16 protein-coding genes are annotated in these 12,486 nt (G+C 60.8%); 3 read left to right on the top strand and 13 right to left on the bottom strand.

Annotation, left to right across the window (positions count from 1 at the left end; genetic code table 11):
* Positions 1-28: 28 nt before the first annotated feature.
* The 4 genes from E8M77_RS22420 to E8M77_RS22435 form a co-directional block, all read right to left on the bottom strand.
* The gene (locus E8M77_RS22420) at positions 29-745 is read right to left on the bottom strand and encodes a hypothetical protein (protein ID WP_137132826.1); all 717 of its coding nucleotides are present in this window, start codon (positions 743-745) and stop codon (positions 29-31) included.
* A gap of 64 nt (positions 746-809) precedes the next feature.
* The gene (locus tag E8M77_RS22425) at positions 810-1,067 is read right to left on the bottom strand and encodes a hypothetical protein (RefSeq protein ID WP_137132827.1); all 258 of its coding nucleotides are present in this window, start codon (positions 1,065-1,067) and stop codon (positions 810-812) included.
* Positions 1,068-1,173: 106 nt separating this feature from the next.
* Positions 1,174-1,602: a TIGR02301 family protein gene (locus tag E8M77_RS22430; RefSeq protein WP_246659367.1), complete on the bottom strand. Its 429-nt coding sequence runs from the start codon at positions 1,600-1,602 to the stop codon at positions 1,174-1,176.
* 20 nt (positions 1,603-1,622) lie between these two features.
* Entirely contained in the window at positions 1,623-2,093 is a 471-nt protein-coding gene (locus E8M77_RS22435) for an NUDIX domain-containing protein (RefSeq protein ID WP_137132828.1), read from the bottom strand.
* Between the two features lie 94 nt (positions 2,094-2,187).
* Between E8M77_RS22435 and E8M77_RS22440 the strand changes: the two genes are divergently transcribed.
* Entirely contained in the window at positions 2,188-2,958 is a 771-nt protein-coding gene (locus E8M77_RS22440) for an SOS response-associated peptidase (protein WP_137132829.1), read from the top strand.
* A 42-nt stretch (positions 2,959-3,000) separates the two neighbouring features.
* Here E8M77_RS22440 and E8M77_RS24440 read toward each other — a convergent pair whose 3' ends face one another.
* The 7 genes from E8M77_RS24440 to E8M77_RS22470 form a co-directional block, all read right to left on the bottom strand.
* Positions 3,001-3,129: a hypothetical protein gene (locus tag E8M77_RS24440; RefSeq protein WP_281408216.1), complete on the bottom strand. Its 129-nt coding sequence runs from the start codon at positions 3,127-3,129 to the stop codon at positions 3,001-3,003.
* 216 nt (positions 3,130-3,345) lie between these two features.
* Entirely contained in the window at positions 3,346-4,161 is an 816-nt protein-coding gene (pssA, locus tag E8M77_RS22445; RefSeq protein ID WP_137132830.1) for a CDP-diacylglycerol--serine O-phosphatidyltransferase, read from the bottom strand.
* A 16-nt stretch (positions 4,162-4,177) separates the two neighbouring features.
* Positions 4,178-4,879, bottom strand: a complete 702-nt coding sequence (locus tag E8M77_RS22450; protein WP_137132831.1) for a phosphatidylserine decarboxylase — start codon at positions 4,877-4,879, stop codon at positions 4,178-4,180.
* A 95-nt stretch (positions 4,880-4,974) separates the two neighbouring features.
* Positions 4,975-5,298 (bottom strand): type II toxin-antitoxin system PemK/MazF family toxin, encoded by a 324-nt coding sequence (locus E8M77_RS22455; protein ID WP_137132832.1) that lies wholly within the window; start codon positions 5,296-5,298, stop codon positions 4,975-4,977.
* Positions 5,295-5,519 carry an antitoxin MazE family protein gene (locus E8M77_RS22460; RefSeq protein WP_137132833.1) on the bottom strand — a complete coding sequence of 75 codons (225 nt, stop codon included), beginning with the start codon at positions 5,517-5,519 and terminating at the stop codon, positions 5,295-5,297. The genes E8M77_RS22455 and E8M77_RS22460 overlap by 4 nt, the downstream gene beginning before the upstream one ends.
* Positions 5,520-5,656: 137 nt before the next feature.
* The gene (locus E8M77_RS22465; protein ID WP_137132834.1) at positions 5,657-7,543 is read right to left on the bottom strand and encodes an ABC transporter ATP-binding protein/permease; all 1,887 of its coding nucleotides are present in this window, start codon (positions 7,541-7,543) and stop codon (positions 5,657-5,659) included.
* A 132-nt stretch (positions 7,544-7,675) separates the two neighbouring features.
* Positions 7,676-9,445, bottom strand: a complete 1,770-nt coding sequence (locus E8M77_RS22470) for a LysM peptidoglycan-binding domain-containing protein (RefSeq protein WP_137132835.1) — start codon at positions 9,443-9,445, stop codon at positions 7,676-7,678.
* A gap of 154 nt (positions 9,446-9,599) precedes the next feature.
* Between E8M77_RS22470 and E8M77_RS22475 the strand changes: the two genes are divergently transcribed.
* Positions 9,600-10,220 carry a TIGR00730 family Rossman fold protein gene (locus tag E8M77_RS22475; RefSeq protein WP_137132836.1) on the top strand — a complete coding sequence of 207 codons (621 nt, stop codon included), beginning with the start codon at positions 9,600-9,602 and terminating at the stop codon, positions 10,218-10,220.
* Here E8M77_RS22475 and E8M77_RS22480 read toward each other — a convergent pair.
* Positions 10,217-10,546, bottom strand: a complete 330-nt coding sequence (locus E8M77_RS22480; RefSeq protein WP_137132837.1) for a DHCW motif cupin fold protein — start codon at positions 10,544-10,546, stop codon at positions 10,217-10,219. The two genes, E8M77_RS22475 and E8M77_RS22480, sit on opposite strands and share 4 nt — an antisense overlap.
* Before the next feature lie 13 nt (positions 10,547-10,559).
* A complete protein-coding gene (gene rarD / locus E8M77_RS22485) occupies positions 10,560-11,471 on the bottom strand; it encodes an EamA family transporter RarD (RefSeq protein ID WP_137132838.1) in 912 nt (303 codons plus the stop codon).
* A 136-nt stretch (positions 11,472-11,607) separates the two neighbouring features.
* Here rarD and E8M77_RS22490 point away from each other — a divergent pair, with 136 nt between their 5' ends.
* Positions 11,608-12,474 carry a methyltransferase domain-containing protein gene (locus E8M77_RS22490; protein ID WP_137132839.1) on the top strand — a complete coding sequence of 289 codons (867 nt, stop codon included), beginning with the start codon at positions 11,608-11,610 and terminating at the stop codon, positions 12,472-12,474.
* The last annotated feature ends 12 nt before the right edge of the window (positions 12,475-12,486 follow it).

Raw genomic sequence — 12,486 nt, forward strand, 5'->3', positions numbered from 1 at the left:
CAAGTCGCTTGGGCGTGGCCGAGCGATATCAGTCGCCGCCGGCAAACAGTCGCCACCGGCCATCGACTGCGATGCCGACGCGGTAGAAATTGTAATTGTTGGTTTCCTGCATGGTCACCAGATCGCCGGCGGTGATGATACGCAGCAGCTCCACCTTTTCCGGCGCGCTGAGCCCGGCCAGCGGTTTCCCGACGAAATAGGGCCAGACATACATCTCGTCCGGCGTACCGATGCCCACATGGGCGGCACCCGTCTGCAGTATGTCGAGAATGATGGCAAGGATCTCCAGTCCATCGGGATCGCCCGACAGGCTCTTGAAGGATTCGACCGGATTGCCGCCATCGGCCTCCAGCTGCTGCATCACATCCGGATCAAAGGCCATCAGCGGGCGCAACCGTTCCACATCACCGGAAGCAGCCGCCTCGACCAGCGCCTGGCGCGTCTTGCGCACCGCTTCCGGAAGCTTGCTCAGATCCTGCAGGATCTCGATCTTCGGTGTGGACGCGTCACTACCGCTGTCGTTCGTTGCGGCCTGTGCGCTGCTCGGCTTGACCAGAGGCTCGGGCAGGGGAAGTCCCGTTGCCGGAGCCTTTTCCTCGGCCGGTGCCGCTTCCGGCACGCTTGTGCCGGACAGCGCAAGCGCCGGGCCTGCGACACTTACCATCAGCACGCTGCCGGCAAGGCCGGCCGCAAGCGCCAGGGTCCGGAAAAAGGGGCCAGCCTTGATCGCCACATCGGTGTTCATGGGTCGTCTTTCAGGAATGATGGCCAGTCTGCTGCAAAGTCGGATGATAAGTCAGTTCAATGGTTTACTGCACGGTCCGCTCAGGCGAAAACTCGCCGGCAAGCATGCGGGCGCGCAGCGATTCCAGCATGGCTTCCGCACCGTCTTCACCGTGAATGCGGATGGTTTCGCGCATGGCAAGCGCAATAGCTGCGTCTGCGATGATTTCCGGCTCGATGCCGTCTGCACGCCCGTCAGCCCAGGCTTCGTTCTGGTATTCCAGCGCTGCCTGCATCTTTTCGTGCACAATCATGTCGTCGATGTCGTTGCGCGCTGTCTGCATGTTACGTCCTCTTTCAAGGGGTGCCTGTTGTTACCGGCACGTTAACAACACTAGCAGCCTTTTATCAAAACGACACGCCCGCCCGGTCAAACAGGTAAATAAAGACCTAATTTCCGTAGCGTGCCGCGATTTCGCCAGCCAGTGTTGCACCTTCGTTACGGTAGCGTTCTTCCGCCGTCCGGGCAGCCGGCGTGCACGATGTGTGCACTGCCGCAAAGGCCCGATAACCCCGGTTGAACGACGCCGTCAGTCTCTCACGCCGCTGCGGTTCATTGACGGTCTCAGCATCCAGAAGTGTCTGCATGGAGGTGCGCCAATCGGCCGAATCGGCTCCGCAAAGCGTTCTGAGGTAGTGGACGGAGCCGAGAATTTCCGCAAGCCGCAACAGCTGTCCGTCATAGGGCGTGGGCTTTTCTTCTGTCGGTATGGTTACTTCCGGGGCGGTCTTCGGCGCAGCGGCGGGTTTTTGCGCAAAGGCGGTGCCCGCGAGCGCGCACATGACGACAAACGGCAGAAGACGGGTGGTGAGGGGCATGGGCTTCAATTTTCCGCATATTATGGTGAGGCTTCGCGAGCCTTTTCCAGTGCCGCCAGCCGTTCGGCGCATTCCAGCACGCTGTCTGGCACCGGTAGGCGGCGGATCTCGTCCACGCTATACCAGCCGGCATCCGTCGCGTCGTCGGCGGCGATTGCTTCCACCTCCCCATCCGCCACGACACGAAACACCGAGAGGAAGAAGTGGCTGATCAGCCGGCCCGCCTCATCGCGCGTTTCCAAGTCATAGGTGGCAAACAGTTCAGGCTCGCGGGCGGCAATGCCGGTCTCTTCCAGAAATTCGCGCAGCGCCGTTTCTTCCGGCGTTTCTCCCGGTTCGGCGCGTCCGCCCGGAAAGGCAAACAGTTCGGCCGCCGGCGGATTGCGCCTGCGGATCAAGAGGTAACGCCCGTCGCGCTCCAGAATGGCGGAAGAGGCAGGGCAGGGATTGGCGAGTTGCAGATCGGGTAAAGACGCAGCGGATATTGTCATGCAGGCCAGCATAAAGGCGGCTTGCGCGCGCGCAAGCATTTCATGTCTGTGCTGTACGCTTGACCCCGCGCAGGGCCGGTGCCATTTCTCCTGCATGTGTGGACGCTACGCCCTGACCGCGACGCCGGAAGACATCCTGGAATTTCTGAGCGTCATCGAGATCGACGATTTTCCCAAGCGCTATAATATCGCGCCGACGCAGCCGATTTTGCTGGTCGTTGAAAGCGAGCGACAGGCGCCCGGCAGCAATCTGCCGTCCCGCCGCGCCATGCTGGCCCGCTGGGGTTTTCTGCCGGGTTGGGTGAAGGACCCGAAGGATTTTCCGCTGCTCATCAATGCGCGCGCCGAAACGGCTGCCGAGAAGGCTTCGTTTCGCGCCGCCATGCGCCATCGCCGCGTGCTGGTTCCGGCCTCAGGTTTTTACGAATGGCATCGCCCGTCCAAGGAAGAAGGCGGCAAGTCGCAGGCCTATTGGATCAGGCCGAAGCACGGTGGCCTGGTGGCCTTTGCAGGCTTGATGGAAACCTATGCATCGGCGGATGGATCGGAAGTCGACACGGCAGCCATTCTGACAACCCGTGCCAATGGTGCCATCTCGCCCATTCACGAGCGCATGCCGGTGGTGATCGATCCGCAGGACTTTACGCGCTGGCTGGATTGCAAGACGCAGGAGCCGCGCGATGTCGCCTCCCTGATGAAGCCGGCACAGGATGATCTGTTCGAGGCCATTCCGGTTGCCGATCTGGTCAACAAGGTTGCCAATATGGGGCCGGACCTGCAATTGCCCGTGGCGCCGCTTATGCCGCTGCCAAAGGTAAAAAAGGCCGCCTCATCCGGAGACGGCGGCCAGCTTTCGCTATTTTGAAAACACCGCTCTACGCAAACGCGCGCTGGTGATCGCCAAAATTCAAGCCGATTTCAGGGTCTTGCGCTTCAGCATCAATGCTGCTGCAACAACGGCCTTGATGCCCAGAGGACGCAGCGGTGCATGCAGATCCTGCTTGGCGGTGTGGGTGTTCTTCTTTTCGGTTGCCATGACTGTTTTCCTCCAAAGGCCGGCGCGATTCTGTTGGTGATCGCGTTCGGTGGGCCTGATCGTCAGAAAACAGGGCGGAATTTTGTCAGGCAAGAAAACTTGTATATTTCAGTAATGCGTTAACCATTGTTTGCCGCAAACTGTTGTGAAAACAACGCTTTATTTTGCAGCGCAATATAAATCGAAGCTTTTTAAGTGCTATCTTATTGCGACGCACTATACGTTTGCGTGGTCGTCTTCGATGGTCAGCGTGCCATAGCGACGCTTCCAGGCGCGCGCACTGAAGGGCAGGATGCACAGATAGGCGAGCGTGGTGACGCAGAGCACTTCCCAAGTATAGCTCATCAGCAGCGCCACATAGATCACGCCGCAGAGCAGGACCGGCAGCATGAGGTCGCGGCGCACCCGCGTTTCGGACTTCCCGGACCAGACGGGCAGTCGGCTGACGAGCAGATAGCCCATCAGCACCGTATAGGCGGTGGCGGCAAAGGCGATGGGGCGGGTCACTTCCATGCCGAGAAAGCCGAGATAGACCGGCAAAAGCACGAGCAGTGCGCCCATCGGCGCCGGAACGCCGACGAAGAATTCCGACTGCCACTTCGCCTTGTATTCCCGGTCCGCCATCACGTTGAAACGGGCAAGCCGCAAGCCCGCAGCAATGGCGTAGATAAGTGCTGCGATCCAGCCGATCGAGCCGACCCGGTCGAGAATATAGACATAGAGGACCAGCGCCGGCGCCACGCCGAAATTGATGATGTCGGCCAGCGAATCCATCTGGACGCCGAATTTCGACGTGGCTTTCAGCGCGCGTGCCACGCGGCCATCAATGCCGTCGAGAAAGGCAGCAAGCAGCACCATGGAGACCGCAAGCTCGAAGCGCCCCTCGAAGGCCAGCCGAATGCCGGTCAATCCGGCGCAGATCGCCAGCACGGTGATGAGGTTGGGCACCATCAGCCGAAGGGGGATCTCTCTCAGGCGTGGGCCGCGGGCCGCATCGTCGTCGTTCGGTTCGGGATGGCCATTCGGCTGCATGCTAGTCTCCGTTCACTCAGTTGCGGCGGCTGACGGTCGGACCCTTGGGCGAGCCGAACTCGGCAATCACCGTTTCGCCGCAGATGCAGCGTTGGCCGAGCGCAACGCGCGGCTGGCCACCTTCGGGCACATAGACATCGACGCGCGAACCGAAGCGGATGAGGCCGAAGCGCTCGCCCGCATCGAGCGGCTCGTTGGGATGGACGAAGCACAGGATGCGACGGGCGACGAGACCGGCGATCTGCACTACGCCCAGATCACCATGCTTGGTTTCGATAACGAGACCGTTGCGTTCGTTGTCGACGCTTGCCTTGTCGAGTTCGGCATTGACGAACTGGCCGGGGCGATAGACGATCTGCTTGATGCGGCCGCGCGCCGGTGCACGGTTCACATGGCAGTCGAACACATTCATGAATACGGAAATGCGCAGCATCGGCGCAGAGCCCAGCTCCAGTTCGGCTGGCGGCACCACCATCTGTACAGACGACACGCGGCCATCGGCCGGGCTGATGATGATATCGTCATCCTGCGGAATGACGCGTTCCGGGTCGCGGAAGAAATAGGCGCACCAAAGCGTCAGAATGAGGCCGATCCAGAACAGTGGTGCCGCGATCAACCCCAGAACGAGGGATACGACGAAGAAGGCGATGACAAAGATATAGCCTTCCTTGTGGATCGGAACGAGCGTGTTGCGGATAGTGTCGAAAAGATTGCCCAACGGGTGTTCTCCAGATTGTCCGGCCTTGGATCGTGATCCTAGCTGACTACAGGCAAACCCATCCGGGGGCAATGTGGTTCCGTTTACGACATGCGTTACCCAATCCCGAAAAAGACGGCCAAAGAACGGGTAACGGAGAGCAGGGTTTCATCGTCGAGCCTGCCGAAGGGTGCGCCTACGCGACCGCGTTGCACGGTCATGACCTTGTCGATCATCACCTGCGACGGCTTTCTCAGCCCGTTATCCGGTGTCGGATTGACTTCAGGGCGTAGCAGCGGTGCATCCACCAGCGTGCCCGAGAGGAGAAGCACGGTGATTGTTGCCGTTTCGTTGAAGGCATCCGCCTGAATGATGAGGGCCGGGCGAGGCTTGCCAAAATCACCGGATAGAGCAACGGTGACAAGATCGCCGCGCTTCACGCAGGCTCCTCGTCATCGATTTCTGACAGTGCAGCGTCCAGAAAGATGTTGAGATCCAGATCGCTTTCGTCTGCATGAGCGGTAACCTGGGCCTGGCGTCGACATTCCTCGGCAAACCCTGGCCGGCGGGTGTCCGGCAGCCAGACCTGCACCGGGCGTAAGCCTGCTGCGCGCAATGCTTGCCTGCGCTTTTGCACTCTTTGATTGACAGGCGTCGGCATGGCGACCTCGCAACAGCTGTTACATGTAACTGTAGGCGCGTGTCGCAGTCTGGTCAAGCGGATCGCTGTTGGATGTCATCGGCAAGCAGTAAGATCTAAGTTGCCGCTTGGACCGATCGGCCTCTGTGCCAAACGCCTCAAACGGCTGGAGTTTTCCGCACCACAACGCCCATGTCGTCGCTTTCTCGCACCTGGCGCAGATGCTCTTCGGCCTGCGTTGCTTCACGCTGGCGGTTCCACATCGAGGCATAGAGACCGTTCTGCTCCAGAAGCGCTGCATGCGTACCGCGCTCGGCAATCTCGCCGGCCCGCAACACGATGATTTCATCGGCATTGATGACGGTCGATAGCCGGTGGGCAATCACCAGCGTCGTGCGGTTCTTCGACACAAGGTCGAGCGCATCCTGGATTTCCTGCTCGGTCGTCGTATCGAGCGCCGAGGTTGCCTCGTCGAGAATGAGGATCGGCGGCGCCTTGAGCACGGTGCGGGCAATGGCCACACGCTGCTTTTCGCCGCCGGAAAGCTTCAAACCCCGCTCGCCCACCATGGTCTGGAAACCATCGGGCAGGGTGGTGATGAAATGGCCGATCTGCGCAATGTCGGCGGCGGCCAGCATGTCCTCTTCCGTAGCGCTCAGGCGGCCATAGCGGATATTGTAGGCGATCGTATCGTTAAACAGCACCGTATCCTGCGGAACCATGCCGATCACCGCGCGCAGGCTCTTCTGCGTCACGTCGCGCACATCCTGCCCGTCGATTTCGACCGAGCCCGACTGCACGTCATAGAAGCGGTAGAGCAGGCGCGATATGGTGGATTTGCCAGCCCCCGACGGGCCGACAATGGCGACCGTCTTGCCGGCTGGCACTTCGAAGGAGACGCCCTTCAGGATCGGCCGCTCTGGATCATAGGAAAAGTGAACATTCTTGAACGAGATGCTGCCGTTCTGGATGGCAAGCGGCCTGGCATCCGGCCTGTCCACCACCTCGGCTTCCACCTCCAGAAGGTCGAACATCTGCTCAATATCGGTGAGGCCCTGGCGGATTTCGCGGTAGACGAAGCCGATGAAATTCAGCGGCACGGACAGCTGGATCAAAAGCGCATTGACGAAGACGAAATCGCCAATCGTCTGTTCGCCGCGCTGCACGGCCAGCGCCGACATCACCATCATCACCGTCGTGCCAAGGCCGAAAATCAGCCCCTGGCCGAAGTTCAGCCAGCCAAGCGAAGTCCAGACCTGGGTGGCCGATTTCTCATAGCGGGCCATGGAGGCATCGAAGCGGCTGGCCTCCATGTCTTCATTGCCGAAATATTTTACCGTCTCGAAGTTCAGCAGCGAATCGATTGCCTTGGTATTGGCATCCGTATCGCTGGCATTCATCGAGCGGCGAATGGCGATGCGCCAGTCGGAAGCCTTCACGGTGAACCAGATATAGGCCCAGACCGTGACGCCGGTGACCGCCACATAGGCAAAGCCGTAGGAATGCCAGAAGATGATTGCCGTCAGCAGGAACTCGACCAGCGTCGGCACGGAATTGAGGATCGTGAACCGGACGATCGTTTCGATGCCCTTTGTGCCACGCTCGATGATGCGTGACAGGCCGCCCGTCTTGCGCTCCAGGTGAAAGCGCAGCGACAATTGGTGCATATGCACGAAGGTCTTGTAGGCCAGCTGGCGCACCGCATGCTGGCCGACGCTGGCAAACAGCGAATCACGCAATTGGTTGAGGCCCAGCTGCGCGATGCGCGTGAGGTTATAGGCGATGACGAGTGCCACGGCGCCGAGCAGAAAGGCCGGCAGCAGGCCCACCATGTCCAGCTTTCCGTTCAGCGCATCGGTTGCCCATTTGAAGAAATAGGGAACGCCTATCAGCACCAGCTTGGCAATTAGCAGGAAGACCGTCGCCCAGACCACGCGCGCTTTCAGGTCCGCCCGGCCGGACGGCCACATATAGGGCCAAAGGTTTACGAGCGTTGCCAGCGGATTGCCTGAATCCGCCGATACGGTCTTGCGTCTGTCTGCCATGAATGCCTCCGGAAGGAGACCTGCACATATTCCTTACCCAGGCACTTTGCAACGAATGGCAAGTCCGCATGTAGAGAAGGCGCCGCTTGCGCGACGCCTTCCGGTCAATGCCATGCCGATTGTGGCTGTTTATCAGCTGCGGTTCAGGCGCCGATGCAGTTTTTCCGCCTCATCATCCGGCAGCGCATCCTTCGGCACGCCAAAGATCTGGCCGGGCTCGATCAGGTTCGGATTGGCGATCTGGTCCTGGTTGGCGAGATAGATCGTCGTGTAGCGCACGCCCTGTCCATAAACGCGGCGCGAGATCTGCCAGAGCGTGTCGCCGCGGCGGATGATGACAGAGGAAGCCTCGCTCTGCGTCAAAGGTGCCTGTGCAATTGTACGACTGGCCAATGGCTGTGACGTAGCGGTCGCGGCGGCGGCAAGCGGTGCAACCGTACCATTTGGCAGCACGGGGCCGACAGCACGGGCAATCATTTCGCCGATTGCCTTGAGGTTCTGGCCGACCGAGGCAACATCGCGGGGCAGGGCATCGAGCGCGGCAAGCGCTGCAGCGGCCTGCTTCACCGTATTTTCGGCAATCATGCTGGTATTGGCATCGACGCCAGCCGGCAGGCGGTATTCGCTGAGCGACCGCAACGCTATGGAGATCGAGGACCGCGCCGCCGCCACCTGTTCGTCGGTCGGTATCTTGCCATCGGCATAAAGCGCGACAAGCAGCTGGAAGGCGCGCGAGACATCATTGCGCAGCCGGTCAAAGGCGCCGTCATCGATCTGTGTCAGCGTTGATGCGCCAGCCTGCGGTGCGGTGGCCACGGCTGCCACCTGCTCGCCCGCCGGCCGGTTGAACGGCACTTCGACCCGCACGATTACCTTGCCATTGGCGCCAATCTGATCGACGGCAATCCGGTGTTCGCCAACGGAAAGCGGCATAATGCCGTCGATGACGAAATGGCCATCGCTGCCGGCGGTCGCTTCACCGATCGCCTGGTCATCCGCATAGCCCTTCAGCCGCGCACCGGTCTTGGAAATGCCGGCGATGAACAGGCGGTCGCCCTCGATTTCGACGGCAGTTACCTGTAATGCCGGCTTATCGCCGGCATCCGGTACCGGGTTGGCCGGAGCGGCAGCGCTCTCGACCGGCTTTGCCACCTGGGCCACAGGCTGGCTCGCCACCGGTGCGGCTGCCACGCCAGCCGACGCCTGCGCAGCGGGCGCTGGCAGGGCGGGAGCGGCCGTTTCCGCACCGCCCAGCGCTACGCGCTCGGTCTTGGTCTTCTGATTGACATTCGGCATGGCAAGGATGCGGCTGGCTTCGCCGGGCTTGGTGACGAGCGCCAGCAGCTCGCCATCCTTGGTTACCGGTACGGAAACGGTGGCAATCTCCTCCGACATCACCGTGCGGCCATCTTCCGTGGTTGCTTTCAGCACAAGCTGGTGGTCGCCGGGCGCGAGCGGCTGGTCGAGAATGGCGACGAACTCGCCGGCCTTGTCTACGCCGGTCGTTGCGACGGTTTCCACCTGATCGGCCACTTCGAGCTTGGCCTTCGGCTCGGCGCGACCGGCAATCACGGTCGAACCGTCAGGCTCGACGCGCAGAACATCGAAGGTTGGAATGATCAGCGCCGTCTTGGCCGGGCTAGATGCTGCGGGTTGCGGTGCCGGCAGGCTATCGGTCTTTGCGGCCTGGGCAGGTGCCTTTTCCGGTGTGGGATCAACGAGCTGGCGGGCGGCATCGCCACCTTGCGTGACGGCATCCTTGATTTCCTGTCCAGCCGCATTGATGACCTCGCCGACAGGCTTGGTATCGGATGAAAGGCGTGGCATGACGAAGAAAACCATCAGGATCGTCGCAATCGCGAGCACGGAAATCGCCAGCCAACCAGCGCGGTTTTTCATCATTGCACCTCTCCAGACGGATCACCGCCAAACTCTCTTGGAATTACAGGTTTCACACCGCCTTCACAAGCATGCCGGCCGTTTTGCACTTGCTCACAGCTTGATTTCCCGCCAGTTTTGCAGGTCGAACGGCTCGCTTAGTCGTTGCCTGTGATGAATGACGGAGAATCCTGTGCCAATTCGATCCATTTGCGCTTACTGCGGCTCCCAGCCGGGCCGTGATCCTGCCTATCTCGAGGCGGGCCGGGGGCTTGGCAAGTCCATTGCCGCCCATGGTCTGCGACTCGTTTATGGCGGTGGCACCAAGGGCATTATGGGGGCTGTGGCGTCGGGCGTCCTGTCGCATGGCGGGCAGGTGACGGGCATCATCCCCGAGTTTCTGGTCGATATGGAAGCGACCCGCCATTCGCTCGGCCAGTTGGACGAGTTGATCATCACCAGGGACATGCATGAGCGCAAACACAAGATGTTCGAGCGCGCCGATGCTTTCGTGACGCTTCCGGGCGGCATCGGCACGCTGGAAGAGATCGTCGAGATCATGACCTGGGCGCAGCTTGGCCGGCATCGCAAGCCGATGGTATTTGCCAATATCGGCGGCTTCTGGGATCCGATGCTGGAACTGATCGACCACATGAAGCGCCAGGGCTTCATCCACAATGCCAATCTCGTGCAGCCGCTGGTCATCGACCGGGTCGAGGATATCGTGCCGGCCATTCTCGATGCCGTGGGTGACGAGCGGGTGGATGACGGGCAGGAGGCGGTCATCGAAAAGCTTTAGTCGACAATAAACAGTGTCGCGCCGGTTTTGGTCGAAGACCGGTGCGGTTCGGCACCATCGGCCACCTGGTAGCTCATGCCGGGCTTTAGAACGAAGATGCGCCCGTCCGCCAGTTCCGTCGTCAGTTCGCCGGAGAGGCACAAGAGGATGTGGCCTTTCTCGCACCAGTGGTCGGCGAGATAGCCCGGCGTGTACTCGACCATCCGCACGCGAATGTCTCCGAATCTCTGCGTTCGCCATGTCGCCATGCCGGTGTCACCGGCATGCTGTGTCGGTGCAATGGTCGCCCAATCGGTGGTGCCGAAGGGAATGTCCAGGATACGCATCGATATTCCTTTCTTAGCGGGCGCGGTAGGCCTTCAGCATCGACCAGCTGTAGAGCGCCAGCGCTGCCCAGATCAGCGAAAAGGCAAACAGCTTCACCGGGTTCATCGGCTCATGGAAGATGAAGACGGCGATGAGGAAGATGATGGTCGGCGTGATATATTGCATGATCCCGATGGTGGAGAGGCGCAGAAGCTTGGCCGCATTGGCATAGATCATCAGCGGCACGGCGGTCGCAATGCCAGCGGCGGCGAGCAGCCAGGTATCGGATGTTGTTCCGTGGGTGAAATGCCCTGTGCCGCTTGCCTCCAGCCACAGGATATAGGGCAGGGCGGCAAAGCTCAGGATGGCCACTTCGAGGAAAAACCCCTGGTTCGGGCCGACCGGCAGCGTCTTGCGCAAAAAGGCATAGGCACCCCAGCTGAAGGTCAGCGTCAGCGAGATCCACGGCAGGCGCCCGGCATCCCAGGTGAGAATCCCGACTGCCACGAAAGCAAGCGCGATGGCCGCCATCTGCACCGGCGCAAGCCGCTCCTTCAGCAGGATCGAGCCCAGAAGAATGCTGAACAGCGGATTGATGAAATAGCCGAGCGCTCCTTCGACCGCGTGGCCTGAGCCGACAGCGTAGACATAGGTCACCCAGTTGATGGTAATCAGCGTTGCCGTCAGTGCCGCCATCAGCATGGTGCGGCGAGAGCGCATGGCAGCCCGAATATCACCGAAACGCCTGGTGATCAGCAGGATCAGGGCCGCAAACGGCAGCGACCAGACGACGCGATGCGCCAGAACCTCGAAGGGTGAAATATGCCCGAGCGCCTTCAGATAGAGCGGTAGAAAGCCCCATATTCCATAGGCGGCGAGCGCATAGGCAAAGCCCTGCGGCGTATCGCCGGTCTGTGCCGGCGCTTGTGCCGTTTCTGTTGCCATATGCGTGAGACCTCTTGCTGCTTTGGCCCCTGCATAGGCCGGAACAGCCGCCACTGCCAATTCATTCGTTTGCTGCTTGCATCAATGCCGTTCATCCGACACCTTTTGCGCGTGATCACAAACGGAAGTAGCACGAATGAGTGGCATTCCCCTTCATCGCAGTATCTATGCTCAGCAAATGCTGGCGCGCGCCTTTGTCGAGCAAGATGAACCGCTGGCGCAGGCCTTTGCCCGTGTGCCGCGAGAGGCCTTTGCCGGGCCACCGCCATGGCATATCCGCGATCAGGACCGTTACCGGGCGCTGCCCTCGGCGGATCCGGTGGTGCTCTATCAGGATGTGTTGCTCGGGCTTGATATGTCGCGTTCGGTCAACAATGGCAGCCCGTCTCTGCATGCTGGTCTTCTGCACCAGTTGCGTGTGACGGAAGGCGAGCATGTCGTGCATCTGGGGGCCGGCAGCGGCTATTATTCGGCCATTCTGGCCGAGCTTGTGGGACAGAGCGGGCATGTCACGGCGGTAGAATATGACGCGAAACTGGCGCAGATGGCGAAAGCTGCACTTGCCCATTACCCGCAGGTGACGGTCGTGCATGGCAGCGCCTTTGATTGGCCGCAGCAGCCGGCCGATGTCCTCTATGTCAACTTCGCGCTCGATCATCCGCCGGCGCGCTGGGTGGACAGTCTTCACCTCAATGGCCGGCTGCTGTTTCCCTTTGGAGTTCCGGCCGTTGATGCGTCGGGTCGCCGAACCGGCGTGACGGCTCGTGCCGGCATGCTGATGATCGAGCGCCGGACATTCGGCTTCGAGGCGCGCTTCCTGCAGGGCGTCAGCTTTGTCTGGGCTGAAGGGCTGGAGGAGACGCCAGGTCGCCATGAGGGGTTGATGCGCGCCTTTCGCGGCGGCGGACATATGAAGGTTCGCAGCCTGCGCTGGGGCGATGTGGCACCCGATCAGGATTGGTATGGCGAGGAGGGCTGGGGCCTCTCCTTCAATGTCCTTTGATCCTGTAGGGCC

The sequence above is a fragment of the Rhizobium sp. FY34 genome (assembly GCF_005222845.1).
Classification (GTDB): Bacteria; Pseudomonadota; Alphaproteobacteria; order Rhizobiales; family Rhizobiaceae; genus Neorhizobium.